Source organism: Colwellia sp. RE-S-Sl-9 (assembly GCF_048296855.1).
Lineage (GTDB): Bacteria > Pseudomonadota > Gammaproteobacteria > Enterobacterales > Alteromonadaceae > Pseudocolwellia.
In genome coordinates, this window is the sequence record NZ_CP182631.1 from 1,703,930 (window position 1) to 1,727,226 (window position 23,297).

Here is a 23,297-nt window from a genome sequence, read left to right on the forward strand (position 1 = left end):
GTGGTGGCATAATTCTACATAAGTAGGTTATGGCGATTGTTTGTATGTAAATTATACTGAAAAATAAATTCCAAAAAACCTGCTTTGCTAGCGGGTTTTTTACGTTTTACGCATTTAGAAAATAGAGATTAAAATGATAATAGTTAAAGTTAAAAGTTGGTTTATGTGGTGGCTTTTGCCTATTTACGCAGGATGACAAAACACATAGTTAATACCAAGAATTAGGAAGCACAATGAATACTCAAAATACAATGAATACAAAAAGCATTGGTCAAGTACATACACTGACTGACAATGCGAATTATCAAGCTGATCCCCTAGCGATTTACCATAAAATATGTGGTGCTAATCATCATAACATTCTACTTGAATCAGCTGAAATAGATAAAAAACATCAATTAAAAAGCTTACTCCTAACAGATGCCGCATTAAAAATCGTATGCCAAGGCAACGAAGTTACGTTTACCGCGTTAACTGATAATGGTTTAGCTGCTTTAACTTTTGCCAAACAAGCTTTAATTCAACATGCTGAACTTAAATTTTCTCAAAATAAACTCGTTGCCATCTTCCCTGAAGTTACTCAGCAACTTGACGAAAAATCTCGTTTATTAGCGGTTAATCCTTTTCAATGTTTACGTTTATTTAATGACTTAGCGCCAGCAATATCTGATGAGCTTCATGATTTTTCTGTATTTTTAGGTGGTGTATTTGCTTTCGACATGATGTCGATGAGTGAAAAACTGCCAGATGTTTCTGAAGGCGAAAACACCTGTCCTGATTTCGTATACTACTTGGCTGAAACACTGATTATTATTGATCATGAAGAGCAAACATCTGAAGTTATTGGTAATATATTTTCTGGTCCTGATGTAGAAAAAAGCAACCAAACCATTCGAGCACGACTGGCTGAGTTAAAAAAATTACTCTCTCAAAACTACACCGCGGTTCAAACAGATAAAACATCAAACCGTGTTGAATTAGAGGTAGTTACCGATATTTCAGACGAGCAGTTTTGTGCCAATGTAAATCAGTTAAAAGAAAACATTAGAGCTGGCGATATTTTCCAAGTGGTTCCTTCTCGCACATTCAGCTTACCTTGTTCAGATACACTTAATGCTTATAAATCATTAAAACAAAGTAACCCAAGCCCTTACATGTTTTATTTAAAAGACAGTGACTTTTGCATGTTTGGCGCGTCTCCAGAGTCAGCTTTAAAATACCAACATAAAAATCGCCAAGTAGAAATTTATCCAATAGCTGGCACAAGACCTCGTGGTTTTAATCCTGACGGTACGCTTTCTCCTGATTTAGATAGCCGTATTGAACTTGATTTACGTTTAGATAAAAAAGAACTCGCTGAACACATTATGCTTGTAGATTTAGCGCGTAACGATATTGCACGTGTAAGCCAAGCAGGCACGCGACACGTAGCCGATTTATTAAAAGTAGACCGCTACTCTCATGTAATGCATTTAGTTTCACGCGTTTGTGGCACGCTAGATTTAGATTTAGACGCCCTACATGCTTATCAGTCGTGTATGAACATGGGGACGCTCTCTGGCGCACCTAAAGTTAAAGCAACAGAGTTAATTAGAAACATAGAAGGTAAACGCCGTGGTAGCTATGGCGGAGCTGTTGGTTACTTAACAGGTAAAGGCGAGATGGATACATGTATTGTTATTCGTTCAGCTTTTGTTGATAACAAAGGTATGGCGCAAGTACAAGCTGGTGCTGGTGTTGTTTACGACTCAGATCCTCAATCAGAAGCTAATGAAACCAAACAAAAAGCACAAGCGGTAATTAGCGCAATTAAATTAGCTGAAAACACAGAGCTAGTGGTAGAAAACTATTCGCCTCAAAGCGCCCCTTCACTCAATACGGCTGCAACAAAGGAGAATAGATAATGACTTCTCTTAACAAAGCTATACCTAAAACGTTATCTACAATAATCATGTTAGATAACCTAGACTCTTTTACTTATAATCTGGTAGATGAGTTTCAATGTTTAGGCTACGAACCGCTTATTTACAGAAATACTTTACCTGTAGATTACATTCTTGAACAACTTAATAAAGAAGCTAACAATAACCCACAAGGTGTTATTTTAGTGTTATCACCTGGGCCCGGAGATCCAAGTCATGCAGGTTGTTTAATGGAATTAATTGCAAAAACAGTAGGACAATTTCCTATTTTAGGTATTTGTTTAGGTCATCAAGCACTTATTCAGCATTACGGTGGTGTTATTGGCCGCGCACCAGAAATTGTGCATGGTAAATCATCAAACGTAGAACACACAGGTACAGGCGCTTTTTTAAATATTGCTAATCCATTACCTGTAGCGCGTTATCATTCATTAGTTGCCACAAAAATGCCAGATGCTATTGAAATGATTGCCCAATTTACCACTGATAATAACGATGTATTACCTATGGCAGTTCAGCATTCAAAAGATGCTGTTTTAGGATTTCAGTTTCATCCTGAGTCAATACTCACCACCTACGGTAGTCACTTATTAGCACAAAGTTTAGAACATTTAATCGCTTTGAATCAGCAGAAAGCAAGTTAAGGAATTTATGATGTCGAACTCTCACTTATTACAACAACTCGTTGATGGTCAATCGTTAAGTCAGCAAGAAGCTGAACAGTTTTTTACCAATACCTTTAATGGCAATGTAGATCCATCTCTATTAGCTTCCGCCCTTACCGCCTTAAAAATAAAAGGTGAAACAGCCGAAGAAATTGCTGGTGCAGCTATTGCGGTGCGCGCTTGCGCTACTGATTTTCCAAAGCAAACAAATGATGTAGCAGACTGTGTTGGCACAGGTGGCGACGGCGCTAACACCATCAATATTTCAACTACAGCGGCTATTCTTGCTGCGGCGTGTGGTTTAAAAATGGCTAAACATGGTAATCGCAGTGTATCGAGCATGTCTGGCTCTGCTGATTTGTTAGAAGCCTTAGGTGTTAATTTATCTATGTCGCCTGAAACGGCAAGCGAGTGTTTAGCACAAGCCAATATTTGCTTTTTGTATGCGCCAGCTTATCACCCCGGTTTTAAATATGCCGGCCCCGTTCGCAAAGCCATGGGGATAAGAACCCTGTTTAATATTTTAGGGCCATTAGTTAATCCTGCATTTCCATCAACCATGCTACTTGGTGTTTATACGCCAACGTTAATTCCTGTTATTGCACAAAGTTTATTATTAACAGGCGTAAAACGCGCTTGGGTTGTACATGGTAGCGGATTAGATGAAATAGCTTTGCATGGCGAAACGCAGCTTATTGAAATAGCTAATGGTACAATGCAAGAAAAAACCATTTCGCCTGAAGATTTTGGTTTATCACGTTACACCCTTGAAGATATTAAAGGCGGAACACCTGAAGAGAATGCTCTTTATATTAAAGACATATTAAAAGGTAATGGGCTACCTGCTCATAACGCTGCGGTAATCATCAACTGTGCAGCATTGTTATATTTGCATGATAAAGCTGACAACTTAAAAGATGCAGCAATTATGGCAAAAGACGTTTTAGCATCAGGCATAGCATTCGATACACTTAGTAAACTGGTTGAAGTGTCGAACCAAACACCGAATGAAGCAGTAAAGGTAGAAAAATAACATGGCAAATATTTTAGAAAAAATCGTCGCAGATAGACGCATTTCAATTGAAGCATTAAAGAAAACTTTACCACTAGAATCATTTAAAGATTCACTTGTTCCTACAAACAAAAGTATGTACAAAGCGCTAACACGCACTGAAGAAAAACCATATGCTGGCTTTATTTTAGAATGTAAAAAAGCATCGCCATCAAAAGGCCTTATTCGTGCTGACTTTGATGTAAAAGAAATTTGCACCATTTACGACAAATATGCGGCTGCAATATCAGTACTTACTGAAGAAAAGTACTTTCAAGGTTCATTTGAATATCTTGAAATAGTAGCGAACACTGTAAAATGCCCTGTGCTTAACAAAGACTTTTTTATTGATACTTACCAAGTTTATTTAGCTCGCTATTACGGCGCTGATGCCATTTTATTAATGCTAAGTGTTCTATCTGATGAAGAATACAAAGAGCTAGCAGCCGTTGCAGAGCAATACAATTTATCTATTTTAACTGAAATCTCTACTGATGAAGAACGCGACCGAGCAATTGCGTTGGGCGCAAAACTTATTGGTATAAATAATCGTAATCTACGTGATCTTTCTACCGACATATCTCGTACATTTGATTACGCGCCTACAATTCCTAACGACAGACTCGTTATTTCAGAATCAGGTATTTATACCAATGATCAAGTAAGAGAGCTAGCTCCTGCTGTAGATGGCTTTTTGGTAGGTAGTTCAGTTATGTCGCAAAACGACATCGACCTTGCCTGTAGAAAACTCATATTAGGTAACAACAAAGTATGTGGTTTAACAGCGCCAGAATACGCACAAGCAGCACGTGAGTCAGGTGCTGTATACGGTGGATTAATATTTGCTGAAAAATCTCCACGTTATGTTACCAGCGAACAAGCAAAAGAAATCGTAACGCAAGAAACATCACTGAACTATGTGGGTGTTTTTGTAAACCACCCGATTGAAGAAGTTGCGACACGCGTTAAAGCCTTAAACCTTTATGCGGTTCAGCTACACGGACAAGAAGATCAAAACTACATCAACAAGTTACAAGCACTATTAAATGAAAATGGCGCAAGTACTTGTGAAATATGGAAAGCGCAAGGTGTAGAAACCACAATACCTGAATTATCGCTAACCAATATACAGCACACTGTTTTAGACGGTAAAAACGCAGGCAGCGGTCAAACGTTTAACTGGCAAGGGTTAGCCGATAGCGAGCAAGATTTATCAAGCTGCTTTTTAGCAGGCGGACTGAACGTTGAAAATATAAAACAAGCAGTCAACTTACTGACTGAACACGACTTATTCGGCTTAGACCTCAACTCTGGTGTTGAAGCTAGCCCTGGCATTAAATGCAGCGAGAAGCTTACTCAAGTTTTCGCAGAAATACGGAACTATTAGCAATGACAACTAATACAGAAACAACAGAAGTTAAAAAATCATTACCCGCTTACTTTGGTGAGTTTGGTGGCATGTTCGTAGGTGAATTATTAGTACCTGCACTTGAACAGCTTGAACAAGAATTTATCGCGTCGCAAACAGACGAAGCATTTTTAGCAGAATTTAATAAGCTACTTACAAGCTACGCAGGCCGACCAACGCCTTTAACCCTTTGTAGAAACTTAGTTAAAAATCCTTTAGCTAAAATATACTTAAAGCGTGAAGATTTATTACACGGTGGTGCTCACAAAACTAACCAAGTATTAGGCCAAGCTTTACTGGCTAAACGCATGGGGAAAACTGAAATAATTGCTGAAACAGGTGCAGGTCAACATGGTGTTGCTACTGCTATTGCTTGTTCATTATTAGGTTTAAAATGTCGAGTTTACATGGGCGCCGTAGATTGTGCTCGCCAACAACCTAACGTATTTAGAATGGAATTAATGGGTGCAACGGTTATTCCTGTAACCGCAGGTAGCGGTACATTAAAAGATGCCGTAAACGAAGCACTTCGCGACTGGTCTGCTAATTACGAAGACGCTCATTACCTTTTAGGTACCGCAGCTGGCCCTCACCCATTCCCGACGATTGTTCGTGAATTTCAGAAAATGATCGGTGAAGAAGCTAAAGCACAATTACTTGAAGAAGAAGGTCGACTACCTGATTACGTAGTTGCTTGTGTGGGCGGTGGTTCAAACGCTATTGGTATGTTTAACGATTTTATTGAAGATAAAGACGTTAAATTAATTGGTGTTGAAGCAGGTGGTAAGGGTGTAAATACTCATCATCACGGTGCAACATTAGTCGCAGGCACCAAAGGTATGTTACACGGTAATTATACCTACATTATGCAAGACGATAACGGTCAGATAGAAGAGAGTTACTCTATTTCAGCAGGTTTAGACTACCCTGCTGTTGGTCCTCAGCACGCATTTTTAAAAGATACTGGTCGTGCACAATACGTACCTATTAATGACGATGAAGCTTTAAACGCTTTTCAAGCATTAGCCATGAATGAAGGTATTATTCCTGCGTTAGAATCTTCTCACGCACTGGCTCATGCGCTTAAAATGGCTGATGCCGTTACTGAAGAAACCATTATATTAGTGAACTTATCAGGCCGTGGCGATAAAGATTTAGCTCACGTTCATACCGTTTTAGAAGCTCAGAAAGGAGAAGCGTAATGACTCAATCAACTAACAATGCCGGTTATCGTTACGACCAATGCTTCGCAGACCTAAAAGCTAAAAACGAAGGCGCTTTTATCCCATTCGTTACCATTGGCGATCCAAACGCAGAACAGTCATTAGCAGTAATTAAAACCTTAATTGATGCCGGTGCCGACGCCCTTGAATTAGGTATTCCTTTTTCAGACCCAAGTGCCGATGGTGTAACCATTCAAATGGCTGCTTTACGAGCCATTAATGCAGGTACAACAACGGATACATGTATTGATATACTCACTAAAATACGTGAATACGCACCTAACATTCCTATTGGCTTATTACTTTACGGCAACTTAATTTTTGCTCGTGGATTAGATAAGTTTTATGGCGATATGGCAAAAGCCGGTGTCGATTCAGTATTAATTGCTGATTTACCGATAAGAGAATGTAAACCTTTTAGAGAAGCCGCACTTAAACACGGTATAGCCCCTATTTTTATTGCACCACCTAATGCAAGTGAAGAAAGCTTACAAAAGGTTGCTGAAAACGGTTGTGGCTACACTTATGTATTAAGTAGAACAGGAGTTACAGGCGCAGAGACTAAAGCGGCAATGCCAGCCAATGCGTTAATTGAAACCCTAACTAAATACAAAGCAGCTCCACCGGTATTAGGTTTTGGTATATCAGCACCTGAACAAGTTAAAGAAGCACTTTTAGCAGGTGCAGCTGGAGCGATAAGTGGTTCAGCCGTAGTTAAAATAATTGAGAATAATTTAGAAGATTATTCAGCAATGAATAAAGAATTATCTACTTTTATTAGCAGTATGAAAGCCGCGACTAAAGCATAGTTATTTATATAAGTTTTACAAAAAACATATCGCTTAATCAAAAAAGGCTTCTAATAAAATTATTAGAAGCCTTTTTTCTCAAACGTACTCAGTTAAGCAAACGTTTTAAAACACTAAGAAGTTGTCCATACTTCACTCCATACTGCATCTAAACTACTCAAAGCTTCTGAACTTATAGAGCTACCTTCGCCAATAGGAGCATCGTATGTCGACATTGCTGTTACAAGTTGTTCTAACTGACTATTTAATAATACAGAGTCTCCAACTTCTATTTGATCAAGCTGATGTTCATTGCCAGTAAACCAATCGTTAATCGTAATTTGATCATCGGTTCCTACAATATTTATTTGTAAGTCGTCAGCACTTTGACTAAACCATAGATCATTAATCGAAACACCATCCTGAATAATTAATATATCATTACCTGCTGCATCATTTTGCATAATAGTGTCTTGCCCATCACCCACATTAAACATGTAATAATCATTGCCTTCACCGCCAATCAAAGTATCGTTACCCGCTCCGCCAGCGATTATATTGTTACCTGCTCCGCCGATGAGTAATTCATCACCCGAAGATCCAAATAAGCCTTGATCTGATGAGTCACCCTGTATTACTTGTGTGAACTGTTGTTGATCAGGAAGTAGTACCGCTTGATCTGACTCAGTAACACTTGGTACAGGTAAACCATACGCACCAAAAATTTGTGCTGCAGATAATTCACCACCAGACTCAAATGTAAACTTATCTACTGCGTAATCGCCACCAAGAAAGAAGTTAGTAATAGTTACTTGGCTATCACCACTGCCTAGCACCAAATCATTACTTCTCTTCATTAAAGATGAAGCTATATCACCAAAAGAAATACCGTTATTAAAATGAATAGTATCTAAACCACCACCTGCTGCATTCACTGTATCTTGGCCATCACCAGCGTTTAAGACGTAAATGTCATCCCCTTGACCACCAATTAATAAATCGTTACCTAAACCACCTATTAAAGTGTCATTACCACTTTGTGCGTTAATTGTGTCATTACCCGATGTACCATTAATGGAGTTATCCGTTAAGTCACCAAAAATGACCTCGGTCTCAGCTTGTGGTATTGCGGTTGCTTCAGCTAAACCATATGCCCCAAAAATTTGTGCTGGCGTTAAATTACTACCATCAGAAAAACGGAAATCGTTAATGGTATTACTGCCATAAATAAAGAAGTCTGAAATAGTGACTTGGTCTGGCCCGCCCGCTATTTTTAATACTAGATCATCGCCTGATTTAAGTAAGTTAAAGGCAACATCTTGCCAACTAATATCACTCGCGAATTCAATAGTGTTAACACCACTACCTACAGCAATAACATCTTGTCCGTCGCCTTTTGCAAAAACAAAAGTATCGTTACCATTACCACCTATTAATAAATCGTTCCCTTTACCACCATTAAGTTGGTCATAACCTTCACCACCAAATAAAATATCATTGTTCATTGTACCAACAATAATATCGTCACCACCAACGCTTGGTGTAGGGGTCGGTTCTGGTTCTGGTTCTGGTTCTGGTTCTGGTTCTGGTTCTGGTTCTGTAGGAATAGTATCAGTAAGTGTATTAATATCATCAGTATTTAACCAAACACCGCCTTCGGTATAAATTCTATCTAAAGCAGATTCACCACCTAAAAAGTGTTCTAAAACACGGATGGATTGTGTAACACCATCACCCACTACTATTAACAAATCATCTCCCTCACGCGTAAAAGTTAATGATGATTGATTTAAGTCTTGTAAATACAGTGTGTTTTGTCCGCCATCAGCAACATTAATAATGTCATGTCCGTCGCCAACATTAATAAAGAAGTTGTCATTACCTGCTCCACCTACAAAAGTGTCATTACCCATGCCGCCGGTAATAGAGTCGTTACCATCACCACCTATAAGAAAATCGTCACCACCTTGACCAAATAATTGATCGTCGCCCCCCAAGCCTAATATTTTATCATTACCGGTCGAACCCACTATTTGTTCGGCGTTTTCTGTACCTAATTGCACAACAAGGCTTTTCACTTCATCTACATTTAAAGATGTGCCATCATTGAATTGAAAGTTATTCACTAAGAAGTGTGCTGTATATGTTTGAAACCAGTTTTCGATGGTTACGCTGTCAGATGTGCCCTCTAACTTTATAACTAAATCGCTACTTTGACGTGCAAATATCAAGTCGCTAGTAGCAATACCAGCACCAAAAATCAAGGTATCGTTAGAGGCTGTAAAATTACTATATGCTTGAGTTGAGCGCGTTTCAATAATACGGTCTTGACCATCACCCAAATTAAATTGATAAGTGTCATCACCAAAAGAACCGTAGAGGGTATCATTTCCTTGCCCACCGATGAGAATATTACTACTGTTGTCGTAAATATTATCAAAAGAAATTAAGGTGTCGTCACCTTCACCTCCATTTAATACATCACTGCCTTGACCGCCTTCTAAGGTATCATTACCTAGGCCGCCAAATAGCTCGTCGTTATCGCTTCCTCCGATTAAGGTATCATTACCGGCCCCCCCCCTTAAAATATCGGCACCGCTCTCCCCTTGGAGCATATCATCACCAGTACCGCCTTCTAATGTATCAACAGAATAAGAGCCTATTAAAATATCATTACCTGCATCACCATATAAATAATTATTGCCACTTCCTGTAACACTTATCGCATCATTACCTTCACCGCCATATGCGACATCATTACCTTCACCAGCATCTAACGTATCATCTCCAGCGCCACCAGAAAGATTATCATTTCCTATACCACCATTTAGTGTGTCATCCCCTTCAAGACCATTTAGTTCGTCATCTCCTCCATGACCATTAAGAACATCATTACCTTCACCACCATTAATCGTATCATCAATAAGGTGAATACTGTCGCCTTCTATCTGAGTATAAATCTCAGCGGCAGTCCACGTAACACCATCTGAAAAGACAAAAGAATCTATTATCGTATTGCTTTGATCATAACTAAACTGAGAGTTAACTGTTAGTTGGTCTGTACTACCTAAAAAACTAATAAGTAAATCATTTCTACTAGAACCTTCTATAGCATTACGCTGAAAAACAACATCTGTAGAAGCAATATCAGTAAACTTTAAAATATCTGCGTCTACGACATTATCAGTGATTAAGTCCCATCCATCCCCCAAATTAAAGAAGTATGTGTCTCTGCCATCACCACCATTAAGTATATCATTACCACTATTACCTATGAGCCAATCATTACCTTCGCCAGCGTTAAGTATATCATTACCATCACCACCACTTAGTGTGTCGTAACCAGTCTCACCGTTTAACGTATCATTACCACTTTCACCGTATAACATGTCATCATCACTACCACCGTTGAGTGTATCATTTCCCCCACGACCATAGAGCTTGTCTTCAAAGCCAAGACCATTGATAACATCATCACCACTACCCCCGTATAAAAGGTCATGAATAGTATTAGAACCATCAATAACTTGATTTAATTCTCCATTTCCCGCTATAGAAGCATAAATCTCAGTGGCCGTAATTGTAACGCCATCTGAAAAGACAAAAGATTCAATGACAGTATTAGCTGAATCGTACATAAATTGTGACCCCACAATTACACGATCGTCGCTACCAGAAAAAGTAATAAGTAAATCTTCAATACTATAATTTTCAAGATTATTAAGCTGGAAAGTAACATCTGAGGAAGTAATATTAGTAAATTCAATAACATCAATACCTACTTCACTATCAGTATAAACGTCATCGAAGAAAACATCTTGACCATCGCCAGCTGAATATATGTACCTATCGTTACCATTACCGCCAGAAATAACATCGTTTCCTGTTCCACCAATTAATGTGTCATCTCCACCATAACTATATATATAATCGTTTCCAGCTTTACCTGATATAACATCATTTGTTGTATAACCAACAAGCTCATCATCGCTATCCGTTCCGGTAAGAACAGCCAACTTTATACCCTCTACATCTAAAACAGTACCATCAGAAAATACGATTTCATTTATAATATGTTGATGAATTCCTTCAACAAAGAAATTTGGTACTGTAACTTTGTCATCAGAATTATTAATGCTAATAATTAAATTACCACTGCCTGTTTCTCTTAATAAAGTAATATCTGATAAATTAATATCGTCGCCAAAGGCCAAGGTATCAAAATAGTCTATGTTGGAACTAAATAAGCTTTGCACAATAGAATCTTGCCCATCACCTCTAGAGAAGTGATAAGTATTATTGCCACCACCACCATTTAGAACATCATTTCCAGTGCCACCAATAAGTATGTCATCGCCAAGTTTCCCATATAATATGTCATCGCCCAGACCACCATCAAGCGTATCGTTTCCGTCTCCTCCGTCTAACGAATCACTCTCTGCGTCACCAGATAATATATCATTACCTGAATTACCATAGAGTGTGTCACTACCTGTACCACCAATAAGGGTATCATCTCCGCCATTGCCTACTAGTGTGTCATTGCCCTCAAAACCATTTAGAACGTCATCACTCTTATAACCGATGAAGTTATTCACACCATCATCCCCAAGCAGTACTTCCGCCCTCATGTCATCAAAGCTTAAGCTACTGCCGTCATCAAACGCAATACTATCAATTGCATTAAACGTAGAATAGAAAAAGGAACCTATTACAATTTGATCTGTTGTTCCATTAAGTTTCACTAATAAGTCATAATCAGAGCGCGTTAAATTAATATCCGCGGCACTAATTCCTGCACCTAAACGTAACGTATCGACACTATTTTCATCCAAATCATAATTCTTTATTATATCTTGACCATCGCCTATATTGAAAAGATAGGTATCACTACCACTATTACCAATTAAGGTATCATTACCCACTCCACCAGTTAAAGTATCATCACCTGAGTTACCAATGAGCGTGTCGTCACCTTCACCGCCACTTAAGCCATCATAACCTTCCCCACCAGTAAGGTTATCGTTACCTGCCCCACCAATTAAATTATCACGCCCTTCGCCGCCATCGAGGTTGTCATTACCTGCTCCACCATTTAAAGTATCATCACCTGAATTGCCTGTAAGTGTGTCGTCACCTTCACCACCACTTAAGCCATCATTACCTTCGCCACCAAAGATATGGTCAATACCACCTAAGCCGTAAAGAATATCGTTGCCAAAAGAGCCTGATATATTTTCATTATCAGTTGTGCCTATAAATATATCATCGCTATTAGTGGTTGAATCAGTTAAGCCAAATTCACTTAACGTTGTAATTAATTCAGGTGTTAATGCTATATTCTCAAATGCTTGAGCAAGATAACTATAAGCATCAAAATTCATAGACATTAGCTGCGCCCCTGAAAACTTCGCTAATTCCATTAAATCAATTAACCCATTAACTTGATCTGTAGAAATATTACTATCAAGCATGCTTACAAGTTCAGAAGAATCGAAAGATAACCCACTTTCTTCAGAATAAGCTAAATCGACACTCTCCAAATAAGGTTTTAAACGAGTTTGTATAACAAGCGAGGCGTACACTGACTCGATTAAAGTATCATAAGCAACATTAAGCCCTTGATTATTAAATCTAAAATTACTCAACATCAATTCCAAGTTAGGAACAGAGTTATTATCCAAACCAACGGACTCAATACGAAGTAAACCTCCATCAATATTTATTAGCCTACCGTTAAAAGCTTCCAGTATAGCTATTTTTGATAGATCACTCCCCAGTGAAAACCTATTGAGATCAAAAGGTGCATAATTTCCACTTTCATCGCTATCTTTTTGATTAAAATCAACTGCTACACCATAAGAAGTTATCGTGTTAGACGTTAATGACCACTCCCATAAAATTTCATCTAATAGTCTTTTTTGTTCTTGAGCTGTTGTAGTTGCGCTGAATAACTCTAACTGATTTACTAACTCAACATTTAACGTTGCAGCTTCACGTAAACTTCTTAAACCACCAGAGCCTTCTATATTGGGTAAATGTTCTATTTCTTCAGGAATATCTAATACATCTAAAAACTCTGAATCGAATGTATTTGCAGAATAATTTACTTGCCCCACCTCATATTCTTCACCATTACGGACAAAATTAGAGGTGATCGATATTTGATTGCCATTTTGATTAATATTAACGTTTTCAGTTTGATTAACTTCAATTGAGGTTATGCCAAGATTGGCTAATGTTTCTAATTCGTTTACTTGACTAATACCATCTTGGTTAACATCTTGCCAGACTTGTAGTTGGCTATAAACACTATCATTTTCATCAATAACACCATCATCGTTATTATCAAGTTATTTAAGCGCAGCAAAGCCATTTTCTGCATTTGTGCCATCAGTAAGTAACGTGTTATCACCAAAAAGTTCACGACCTGAATCAATAGCACCATTTCCATCAATATCTAATACTAATAAACCGTCATCAGCGGCTACCCACCCTGTTCCTTGTTTCAAACCATCAGCAGTGTGATCAAATAAAACCCCTATATCAATATTAACCGTTTCAATACCATCGCCATCCAAATCAAGTAAGAGTGGATCCTTAATAATAGGACTAGCAGAGGCTTCGACTTGAGTAAATTGAGTACTCACAGACTCCGGCATAAAATGAATAAATAAATTACGATAAAGAGTCTGAGCTAGCACATTCATCAATGATATTTCTGGATTTTCAAGAAGAAGGTTAAACGGAGTCCCTGGCGGTTGATTTGCTTGAATAAAATCCCACATTTCTTGACGTACACCACCTAGAACTGAATTAAGGTAAAGTTCATCATGGCTTGCAACTAAAGGTGATGCTCTTAAACTTTTTCTCCAGAAGTCATCCAAGAAATCCGCATCATATTCATTTCCATTAAGGTTATGGTGATTTTCCTTATCATTAATAAATACAATATGGTTATTGAAACTATCGTATACAATCTCAAGGTTAGATGTTTCCTCGTGAAAATATCGCGGGCTGTTATAATCGTTAAGCCGTTTTCCTAACGCTACAGCAAAGCTCGCCATGCCAGCATGTAATGTTCCAATAGAAAAAAATAAAGCTAACGAATCATCAAGAGGGGCTTGAATATTACCAGGAAATAAGTTGCCCATACCTTTGCGTCTCCATACCTCATAGTCTGCTGTTTGCATTTGTTCTTCATTTAATATACCTCCATTACCATTTGGATCATTAAAATCATTTACTATAGCTGCAAAAGTTCCTAACACGATATCATTCGAGAACTCGTCTAACGTAAGGGTATAATTTACAGGATCGGTAGATTTAGCAAGGTAGTTTCCTGCCGCAGCAGCGCCTCCCCAAGCACCACTGTACGTTGTAATTTGGGCTTGAACAAGTGCTTGAACCTCTCCTGTAAGTTCATAATAGTGAAGATAAAAACCGCCTCTATCTCCATCAGTAATAAACTGCTGAAGTTCATTAATATGATCTTGTGTTAATGTATCTACTCTTTTACTCGTGTCTTCTTCTAATTCTAATGACATAATAAATTCCTTTTTATAAACTTTACTTTTTATAGATAATGTTAAGATGGATCAAACATTGTTATTTGATATTTTTTATAACTGGTTTTATATTTTTTTATGAAGGTAGGAATAGCTGGTATAAGCTCACTAAAACAGGCTTTATATCGTTCAGGAAAACTAATTGTAGCTGTTAACATATTCTCATCAAGTAATGCTATCTCACAATTTCCAGAATTTACACATAATAGGTAAATTTCAGGTTCATATTCCATTATGGGTATTAAGCCATAATCAAGGTAACTATATTTAAAATCATCTACGTATATAAACACGTCATTTTTATCTCTTACCTTACCAGCATCTATAATTCTCTTATTACCGTAAAAATTATGACCTTTCATCTCTGGTGAAATAAATAAGCTTAACCTGTAGTTAACTTTTATTTGTGCTTTTTGATTTTCAATACATAAATAATAATTAGAGAATATGGTATCTCCTTCTGAGCGATTATCTGGCCAAATAAGGCTCATAAACGCGTTCTCTTTAGATATTCGATTGTGATATTTTGTTGGATAAGAAAAGGTCCACTCACTGTTTTTGTCAACCAGTGTTACTGTGGTGTTTCGTTCACAGCCGCTCAAAGTAACAACTACGGTAGCAACAACAAAAAATAAAAATAGTTTTACTAAATTACTCATAGAACACTCCATCATCTTTCTCTCACCCCTTCACTCACACCTTTCATCAATGGCGCAAGCAAGAATTCCATTAATCGTCGTGAACCTGTTTTTATCTCAACCGTCACCGACATGCCCGGTTTAAGTTGTACCCACTTACCATTGACATTAATTTGTTCTGTTTTCATTAACACTTTAAGAGGAAATAACAAACCGCGTTGTTCGTCTTCAATTGCATCGGCTGAAATATCCATCACCTCACCGTCAATCACGCCATATTTGGTAAAAGGGAAACTATCAATTTTAATTTCAGCGATTTGTCCTGTTTCTACAAAACCAATGTCTTTGTTGAATAAACCTGCTTCGACTTCAAGGGTTTGATTGTTAGGCACAATACGTAATAGTTCTTGTGCTGGGGTCACAATACCACCAATCGTGCTCACCACTAGCTCTTCAACCACGCCATCTACAGGTGATGTAAGTATTCTCAGTTGTGTTAGTCGATTAGCTTTATGCAATTCTTGCTCAAGGCTGTCACGTTGACGCGTTAATTGATTGATTTCTTGTAAGGTATTACGACGCATTTCTGATTGATAGGCGTAAAGGTTTTGTTTCGCTGATTCAATACTTGCACTTATTTGCTCTACATTCGCACGTTGCAGTAATAAGCTTTCTTCCTGGTCGATACGTTGTTGCTTTAACTCTAGGTATTGATTACGCGATACAGCAGAGGTTTCTAATAACGAGTAATAGCTTTGCTCTCGCTCTATTACTAACGGTAAAGTTTTTTCTAAACGGCCTACGTCTATTTTTCGGGATTTTTTTTCAGCGTTAAGTTTGGTTATTTCGCTGGTAAAACTGTTAAGTTTTGATTGGTATTCTTGCCAACTACTGGTTAAGAGTGATTGTTGGTTGATGGGTAACAATGAAAAAGCAGTATCGTAAAGATCTTGCTCCTGTTGTTTATTAGTAGCCTTATTGTTTATGTCAGTATTATTGGTTTGTAGTGTTTCTTCTTGAGACTGTTTAAGCTTTTCTATAACAAAATTGAGTTTTTCAAGAAAAAACGTTTGTCTTGCTAAGTCTTCTTTATAGCCCGTTAATTCATTGATTAATCGGTCGGCATCGGCAACATTAGAGGTGTTGTCTAAGGCAATTAATTTATCGCCTGCTTTAACATGTTGCCCTTCTTTGACAAAAATGGTTTTAACCACCCCTGTTTCATACGGCTGAATAACCTTTACTTGCCCGCTGGGGACTATTTTCCCTTGAGCAGTCGCAATAATGTCTATTTCGGCCCATGAGGCCCAAATAATCAATATGACGATTAAGCCCATAATCGCCCATAACAGTGAACGGCTCCATTTAGCCGGAGGTGAGGCTTGAATTTCTAAAGCTGCAGGTAAAAAAGCCAGTTTTTCTAACGAGATTGATTTAGCTGCTTTTTCAGTGGTATTTGAGGAGTGAACGTTTGACGAATTAACCTCTGCTGAACCATCAGGTGCATTATTTTTTGTTGCTTGGCTATTATTTAAGGCTTCGCTGTTATTGGCTGTTTCATTATCAGGTTGCATTGTCGCTCCCCTTTAATGTCGCTTGGTTTGCTGTTTGAGTTTTAGCGTGGTTTTGGTTCTGCATTGTTGGTTTAGCTGCCATACCTAAACCATGATGACTTTGTATGGAGTACAACTGTGCGTATATACCACCATGCTTAACCAGTTGGTCATGATTGCCTTGTTCAACTAAGCGACCTTTATCAACCACCATAATACGGTTTGCATCTTTTACAGCTGATAGCCTGTGAGCAATAATGAATACTGTACGCCCTTGACTAATACGGCGCATATTCGCTTGAATAATACTTTCAGACTCGTAATCTAAAGCACTGGTTGCTTCATCAAAGATGAGTATTTTAGGGTTAGTAACAAGTGCCCTAGCAATGGCAATTCTTTGGCGTTGTCCGCCTGATAATGATGAACCTTGCTCACCTACTACGGTATCGTACCCTTCAGGAAGTTCTAATATAAATTCATGTGCGCCCGCAAGCTTTGCTGCATTAACAACATGTGCCATGAGCATTCCAGTATCAACGAGTGCGATGTTTTCACGTACGGTGCGATTAAATAAGAAGTTTTCTTGTAGTACTACGCCCACTTGACGGCGCAGCCATGCAGGTTCAACCATGGCCAAATCTACACCGTCTATCATCACCCTGCCTGACTCAGGCACATAAAGGCGTTGAATAAGTTTAGTTAAGGTACTTTTTCCTGAGCCTGAACGGCCAACAATACCAATCACTTCGCCAGGGCGACATTGAAAGCTAATATTGTTTAGAACTGGTGCACGGTTTGGCCCGTATCTAAACAGTACATTGTCGAATAATACATGGCCTTTTATATCGGGCAATGTTGCGCGATTAGGGTCGTACCCTGGTTCTGGTGGTGCGTTTAGCACATCACCTAAGCGTTGAAGGGATATGTTAGCTTGTTGAAAGTCTTGCCATAAGTTAACTAAACGCATAATAGGCCCACTAACGCCTGCGCTAACATATTAAAGGCGATAAATTGTCCTATAGTTAACTCACCTGTAACTACGGCAATAGCGCCAAAATAAAGGGTAAGTAACCCACCCACCTTATTGATATAAGACGCCACTTGGCTATAAATATTATTGAGGTTACTGGTTTTGAATGAGGTATTAACGTAATCAGCTAGCTTGTCTTCCCATGCATTTCTTAATTGGGGTTCAACCGCCATGGCTTTGATGGTTTCAACGCCGTTAACTGATTCAACAAGAAAGGAGTGATTTTCTGCACTACGTTGGAACTTTTCATTTAACCGTTTACGTAAGGTAGGTGTAATAATAAGGGAAAGAACAAAATAAAATGGAATAGTCCCGATAATTATCCATGTTAAGAGTGGTGCGTAATAAAACATAACGCTGAAAAAAACAAAGCTAAAAAACACGTCTAATACAACGGTGAGTGAAGAACCTGTTAAAAACTCACGAATGCTATCTAACTCTTTTACACGAGCGACAGTATCACCAACACGTCGGGCATTAAAGTACGCAATGGGGAGCGATAACATGTGTTTATATAACTTGCTACCTAATTCAACATCAACGCGGTTGGTGGTGTGTGAAAACACATAGGTTCGAAGCCCTGTTAAAACAACTTCAAAGGTAATAACAATAAAGAAGCCAACCGCTAAAACATCCAATGTTGTCATGCCTTTGTGTACAAGTACTTTATCAATCACCACTTGGAAGAATATAGGTGTTGCTAGTCCTACAAGTTGAATAAAAAATGAGGCTATAAATACATCAGAAAAATACGGTTTGTATTTAATAAGTGCAGGGATAAACCAAGAGAAACCAAATTTAGCGCTTTCGGTTAATAAACCATTACGTTTTGAGAGTAAGAGTAAGTCACCTGTCCAAAAGTCACTGAGTTCTTCATGAGTATGAGTAACAGGTTTACCTTGTTGTAAATCTTGAATAAGTACATCATCGTCAGTAATTTTGGCGATGATAAAGAAGTGGCCTTCTTTATGTCGAGCAATAGTGGGTAATGTTTCTGCCTTTAAATCTTTAACGGTATCAACAATAAATTTGGCTTTGAAACCTAAGCTTTTTGCGGCACGTATTAGGTTAATGTCGGCTAACGATTCATCTTCGTGTTGAAATTCTCGAAGTAACGCACTGGGCTCGGCTGGAATTTGGTGAAAACGGGCAATCAATGATAAACATTGAATACCCGAGTTAAAGTAACTCGACATCTTTTCCTTGATATTAAATATCATCCATAATTAATTGCCGGATATATTAATAGATAAGAGCTATGGTGTATAGATGAAAAAACATCCTTTCTTTTGGATATACTACTTATTTCTACTTATCTAATTAAAGCTAATGCCTTTAAGTTTTGCTATATTCAAAATTACTAAAAATAGGAATAAAAGTATTTAAGTCGGCATCAATTTGAAATGGTTAATTACTATCAAATAACACGCGATGTTGATGGTGTCCAAGTTCCGGTCCCTAACTGTGCTAAATGATTCATTCCTTGCTTTAACACTTTATCCCCCACGTTTCTTGAACTTTCAGGACGACTAATTAAATAGCCTTGAATATATACAACACCTAAAGATTTTAATAACTCTAGCTGTATTATTTCTTCAATACCTTCAGCAACAATTTTTAAATCTAAACGTTGAGAAAGCTCAACTATCGATTTTAATATTTTGCGGTATTTTTCGTTATGACTCGCTTCAGATACAAACATACGATCAATCTTCAACACATCTACAGGCAGTGTAGCTAAAACAGAAAGTGAACTAAAACCGGTACCAAAATCATCAATGGCAATAAAAACACCTTCTTTTCTGAGTTTTTCTAACTCCGAAATAATATTTTCTGAAATATCGATAAAGCATGACTCAGTTATTTCCAACATTAAAGAGCTTGGTGGTAGGCCTGTTTTATTGAGAGTTCCCATAACCCAATCATAAATGGGTCGATGTTTTAATTGTACGCCAGACACATTCACAGATATTTTAGTTTTAGTCATACCTGCATTATGCCAAGCAGCCATTTGACGACACGCTTCGATAAGGATCCAATCACCTAGCACCAAAATTTGATTTGAATCTTCGGCAATAGGAATAAACTCAGCCGGTGTAACAATACCTTCAATCGGATGCTGCCATCTAACTAATGCTTCAAAATAACTAATGACACAACCATCAACATGAATAATAGGTTGAAAAGCTAAAAAGAAGCTATTTGATGCTATACCTAACCTCATTTCTTCTAATAAATAATGATAACGTCTTAATTTACTGCCCATTTCTGGTGAGTAAATACGATAAATACCACGTCCTTCTTTTTTAGCTCGGTACATTGCAACATCTGCCATTTGCACAAGTGCTTCAGGACTATTAGCACTATCAGGATATGCAGCAATACCAATACTGGCACTAATCTTAATAAGCTTATTACCTAAAATAAAGTCGCGCTCTAACTCTTTTAATACATGTTTAGCTATATTTACGGCAATCTCTGGTTCTTCAATATTTTGAAGGAATAAAGTAAATTCGTCTCCGCCTAGTCGTGATAAGTTATATTCTTTATCTTCTTCGTTATCACTAAAATTTAAATTTTGGCTTCTTACAACACTTTTTAAACGTTCTGCTACCTGAATTAATACTTCATCTCCAAACGAATGCCCAAACGAGTCATTCACTTGTTTAAAGCCATCTAAATCGATAAATAATAAACCGCATCTTATTTTTGTTTCATCTGCAATAGAGATTTGTTCGTTAATATGTTCTAAAAATTTATGCCGGTTAATGAGCGATGTTAACTTATCGCAATACGCACTTTGTTCAGAGTTGGCTTGATAAATTCTTGCGTATTTAGTGAGATCTTCAATATAAATATTAAGTTGCGACAATGTTGAATATGATTTTTTTTCGGTGCTATTACTACCAAAAGTATCAATTAAATTTTTGGCTTGATCACACATTGGCATTAAAATTTTATCTAATTTTCTAGATTGATAATTAATTGCTACCGTAAAAACGACATACGATATAATGAAAAATGCAGAAATAGGAAATAATAACCCAAGCAAAACAATAAAAGTAAGATGTTGTAACGGTATAACTAATCCTGCATCTGTATTTAAAGAAATTAGTAGTTGGTTATTTTGTTTTTTTAGAGGAAGTAATAAAGCGCTACTGATAAGACTATCTATAGTATTTAAGGGGTCTGATTTTTTTAATGTAAAGGTTTCATTTGGATAATTAAAAAATGGTGAGTTAACCTCTTTAGCTAATTCAGTGACAAATAAAACATAAATAAATATAATAAAAATCACCGATAGCAATCCTAGCATCCTCCAAAACTTAGTTCTTACACTTGTCAAAGTAACATCCTTTCTGCTCGTCAGTAAATTTATAGGCGTTTCATTATTAAATTGTTCTATTTTAACCAGTAAAAATACTCAATTAATAGGTGAGGTTTTCGCACTAGTTGTACTTAATAACCACAAGCCAACTCTTAAAAAAACGTCCCCTACCTAATAAATAACTATATTTATTATTAATCAAGATAACACTCAAAGCGCTTGAACAATATCAAGCCAAAACAGCGCTTGTAATTATGCTTGTTCTAAATAGTGTTACCTCTTCACGTGTGTTTTGATAGGCCTAAAACTACACCTTAAATGACAACAAATATACACTCTCTTAATCGTATAACATATATATAAAAAGAATAACATAATGAAAATGACAATAAAAAGCAAAGACATAAATTTTTGATATTACAATATAGCGTCCCTTTCAACCTCAATATGCCAAATTTAGTGGGGATAAACTATAGCTGCCTGTATCTGTATTCTTGCCATATCAAAAACAGAACATATAGCTTCTTCATCGAGTAATATTGACAGTTCAGTACAAGCAATAACAGCAGGCGCTATTTGCTGATAATGCTTGATTAAAGCGTTATAGTTTTTTTTATCATGTTCTGTTTCTTGCCCTAGATAAGTGCGCTTTCGTATTTCATCAATTTGTTCGATATCCTCATTATTAGGCCTAATAACAAGAATGTTGCTTTGACTAAAATACTGCTCTAAACGAGATGATAATACGCTGTATTTTGAAGCGATTAGCGTAATAGTTTTTATTTTCTTAGCTTGTAAGCAACGTATGGTTTCAGTCACTGGATGTATAATTTCAATGCTAGAGAATAATGTAAGATCTACTTGCTCAATTGCTTCATGCAAGGTGATATTAGGTACTATTAGGGTATTAACTTTTGCATGAATGCATTGCTGAAGAGCTTCACTCACAAGGGGCTTAAGATAATCGAATTGGTCAGGTAAATAATTATTGATCACTGAAAAGTCGGCAGGAATCATTAACAAACTACAGGCCATTTTGGGATGGTTTGTCGTTTGATGAAAGATTTCTTCTTTATAAAAACTAACCGTGCGCTTACCTAATTCCATTAAGCCCACGTTACACAATGTTTCTGTCATTGTTGTTCTACTTTTTACTTAATATATAATCAGCAAAATAATTCTTTTTATCTGTCATTTTTTCACAAAGTTTTAGCTTAGTGCCTGTAATAATTTGATCAATAATGCTGTCGTTATATTTCCTAGAAATTTCAGTATGAATCTTTTCACCAGCACTAAATTGGTAAACTTTACCTGTTGCTTTAATTGCTACATTTTGGTCACTCTTACTTTTCAAATAACTTTTAGCAATGCCATCTTCTTCATCATATTCAGGCGCATGTTCAAACTCTTCAATATTAAATGTTGCCTCTAGCTCATTATTAATTCTATGTAATAAATTAATATTAAAGGCACGAGTAATTCCACTTTCGTCATTGTAAGCAGGCATAATTACCGAAGCAGGTTTAATTAAATCAACACCAAGTAACAATTTGTCACCCGTATTTAAATCATTGCTCAGTTTTTGTAAAAATTGTTGCGCTACATTGTCAGGCATATTACCTATATTAGAACCTAAAAAGAGAACCACTTTAGGGTGGTGGCTATTTTTTAACGAATGTAAACAATCAAAGTAATCACCATGTTGAGGTTTTATTGAGGTGTTTGGCAACTCAGTTGCAATACTGTCAGCTAATGTATCTACTGCATTTCTAGATATATCAATAGGGATATAATCATAACGGTAACCTTGTGCATTTAGGGCTGCTAATAGCTTTTTAGTTTTAGTTCCGTCACCGGCTCCTAACTCAATTAATTCAAAATGGCGTGTATGGTCTAACTCTAAGTGTTGTATCATCTGAGACGTTTGTTCTGTAAATATTTCTAGTTCAGCTCGAGTAAGATAATATTCAGGCATATTCATTATTTTAACGAATAATTCATCGCCTTGTTTATTATAAAAATATTTAGATGATAGCTTTTTTTCAGTACTGCTTAATCCTTCATCTACATCTTTTGCAAATTGTTCTATCATTACTTTATCTCTTTCTTTTTAAATAATGGCT

Annotated in this window: 14 protein-coding genes and 1 pseudogene; 6 read left to right on the forward strand and 9 right to left on the reverse strand. The window is 37.1% G+C overall.

The window, feature by feature from the left end; genetic code table 11:
- Positions 1-233: 233 nt before the first annotated feature.
- The 6 genes from ACM9HF_RS07415 to trpA are packed head-to-tail and all read left to right on the forward strand — an operon-like array spanning position 234 to position 7,078.
- Positions 234-1,904, forward strand: a complete 1,671-nt coding sequence (locus tag ACM9HF_RS07415; protein WP_473616640.1) for an anthranilate synthase component 1 — start codon at positions 234-236, stop codon at positions 1,902-1,904.
- Positions 1,904-2,566, forward strand: a complete 663-nt coding sequence (locus tag ACM9HF_RS07420) for an aminodeoxychorismate/anthranilate synthase component II (RefSeq protein WP_473616645.1) — start codon at positions 1,904-1,906, stop codon at positions 2,564-2,566. Before ACM9HF_RS07415 ends, ACM9HF_RS07420 begins: the two co-directional genes overlap by 1 nt.
- 10 nt (positions 2,567-2,576) lie before the next feature.
- The gene (gene trpD, locus ACM9HF_RS07425; RefSeq protein WP_473618267.1) at positions 2,577-3,620 is read left to right on the forward strand and encodes an anthranilate phosphoribosyltransferase; all 1,044 of its coding nucleotides are present in this window, start codon (positions 2,577-2,579) and stop codon (positions 3,618-3,620) included.
- 1 nt (position 3,621) lies between these two features.
- Positions 3,622-5,025, forward strand: a complete 1,404-nt coding sequence (gene trpCF, locus ACM9HF_RS07430; protein WP_473616648.1) for a bifunctional indole-3-glycerol-phosphate synthase TrpC/phosphoribosylanthranilate isomerase TrpF — start codon at positions 3,622-3,624, stop codon at positions 5,023-5,025.
- Between the two features lie 2 nt (positions 5,026-5,027).
- Positions 5,028-6,248, forward strand: a complete 1,221-nt coding sequence (trpB, locus tag ACM9HF_RS07435; protein ID WP_473616652.1) for a tryptophan synthase subunit beta — start codon at positions 5,028-5,030, stop codon at positions 6,246-6,248.
- Positions 6,248-7,078: a tryptophan synthase subunit alpha gene (gene trpA / locus ACM9HF_RS07440; protein WP_473616656.1), complete on the forward strand. Its 831-nt coding sequence runs from the start codon at positions 6,248-6,250 to the stop codon at positions 7,076-7,078. The genes trpB and trpA overlap by 1 nt, the downstream gene beginning before the upstream one ends.
- Before the next feature lie 113 nt (positions 7,079-7,191).
- On the opposite strand, the gene ACM9HF_RS07445 is transcribed toward trpA, so the two are convergent.
- The 9 genes and pseudogenes from ACM9HF_RS07445 to ACM9HF_RS07485 form a co-directional block, all read right to left on the reverse strand.
- Positions 7,192-12,708, reverse strand: coding sequence for a calcium-binding protein (locus tag ACM9HF_RS07445; RefSeq protein ID WP_498811540.1), 5,517 nt, complete (start codon positions 12,706-12,708; stop codon positions 7,192-7,194).
- 462 nt (positions 12,709-13,170) lie between these two features.
- Positions 13,171-14,604 (reverse strand): annotated as a pseudogene (locus ACM9HF_RS07450) (SPM autocatalytic domain-containing protein); the annotation flags it as partial.
- A 41-nt stretch (positions 14,605-14,645) separates the two neighbouring features.
- Entirely contained in the window at positions 14,646-15,284 is a 639-nt protein-coding gene (locus ACM9HF_RS07455; protein WP_473616667.1) for a hypothetical protein, read from the reverse strand.
- 11 nt (positions 15,285-15,295) lie between these two features.
- The gene (locus tag ACM9HF_RS07460; protein ID WP_473616671.1) at positions 15,296-16,837 is read right to left on the reverse strand and encodes an HlyD family type I secretion periplasmic adaptor subunit; all 1,542 of its coding nucleotides are present in this window, start codon (positions 16,835-16,837) and stop codon (positions 15,296-15,298) included.
- On the reverse strand, positions 16,827-17,783 hold the full coding sequence (locus ACM9HF_RS07465; protein ID WP_473616675.1) for a peptidase domain-containing ABC transporter: 957 nt from the start codon (positions 17,781-17,783) through the stop codon (positions 16,827-16,829). The genes ACM9HF_RS07460 and ACM9HF_RS07465 overlap by 11 nt, the downstream gene beginning before the upstream one ends.
- Complete coding sequence (locus ACM9HF_RS07470) at positions 17,774-19,042, reverse strand: ABC transporter transmembrane domain-containing protein (RefSeq protein WP_473616679.1); 1,269 nt, start codon at positions 19,040-19,042, stop codon at positions 17,774-17,776. The genes ACM9HF_RS07465 and ACM9HF_RS07470 overlap by 10 nt, the downstream gene beginning before the upstream one ends.
- 221 nt (positions 19,043-19,263) lie before the next feature.
- The gene (locus ACM9HF_RS07475; RefSeq protein WP_473616684.1) at positions 19,264-21,144 is read right to left on the reverse strand and encodes a putative bifunctional diguanylate cyclase/phosphodiesterase; all 1,881 of its coding nucleotides are present in this window, start codon (positions 21,142-21,144) and stop codon (positions 19,264-19,266) included.
- A 486-nt stretch (positions 21,145-21,630) separates the two neighbouring features.
- Complete coding sequence (locus ACM9HF_RS07480) at positions 21,631-22,311, reverse strand: aspartate/glutamate racemase family protein (protein WP_473616688.1); 681 nt, start codon at positions 22,309-22,311, stop codon at positions 21,631-21,633.
- Between the two features lie 7 nt (positions 22,312-22,318).
- Positions 22,319-23,266, reverse strand: a complete 948-nt coding sequence (locus ACM9HF_RS07485) for an L-histidine N(alpha)-methyltransferase (RefSeq protein ID WP_473616692.1) — start codon at positions 23,264-23,266, stop codon at positions 22,319-22,321.
- Positions 23,267-23,297: the final 31 nt, after the last annotated feature.

What these genes read in the sequence shown, in the direction of transcription:
- ACM9HF_RS07415 (WP_473616640.1), top strand. Translation starts at nt 234, where the DNA reads ATGAATACTCAAAATACAATGAATACAAAAAGCATTGGTCAAGTACAT.
- ACM9HF_RS07420 (WP_473616645.1), top strand. Translation starts at nt 1,904, where the DNA reads ATGACTTCTCTTAACAAAGCTATACCTAAAACGTTATCTACAATAATC.
- trpD (WP_473618267.1), top strand. Translation starts at nt 2,577, where the DNA reads ATGTCGAACTCTCACTTATTACAACAACTCGTTGATGGTCAATCGTTA.
- trpCF (WP_473616648.1), top strand. Translation starts at nt 3,622, where the DNA reads ATGGCAAATATTTTAGAAAAAATCGTCGCAGATAGACGCATTTCAATT.
- trpB (WP_473616652.1), top strand. Translation starts at nt 5,028, where the DNA reads ATGACAACTAATACAGAAACAACAGAAGTTAAAAAATCATTACCCGCT.
- trpA (WP_473616656.1), top strand. Translation starts at nt 6,248, where the DNA reads ATGACTCAATCAACTAACAATGCCGGTTATCGTTACGACCAATGCTTC.
- ACM9HF_RS07445 (WP_498811540.1), bottom strand. Translation starts at nt 12,708, where the DNA reads ATGTTGAGTAATTTTAGATTTAATAATCAAGGGCTTAATGTTGCTTAT.
- ACM9HF_RS07455 (WP_473616667.1), bottom strand. Translation starts at nt 15,284, where the DNA reads ATGAGTAATTTAGTAAAACTATTTTTATTTTTTGTTGTTGCTACCGTA.
- ACM9HF_RS07460 (WP_473616671.1), bottom strand. Translation starts at nt 16,837, where the DNA reads ATGCAACCTGATAATGAAACAGCCAATAACAGCGAAGCCTTAAATAAT.
- ACM9HF_RS07465 (WP_473616675.1), bottom strand. Translation starts at nt 17,783, where the DNA reads ATGCGTTTAGTTAACTTATGGCAAGACTTTCAACAAGCTAACATATCC.
- ACM9HF_RS07470 (WP_473616679.1), bottom strand. Translation starts at nt 19,042, where the DNA reads ATGTCGAGTTACTTTAACTCGGGTATTCAATGTTTATCATTGATTGCC.
- ACM9HF_RS07480 (WP_473616688.1), bottom strand. Translation starts at nt 22,311, where the DNA reads ATGACAGAAACATTGTGTAACGTGGGCTTAATGGAATTAGGTAAGCGC.
- ACM9HF_RS07485 (WP_473616692.1), bottom strand. Translation starts at nt 23,266, where the DNA reads ATGATAGAACAATTTGCAAAAGATGTAGATGAAGGATTAAGCAGTACT.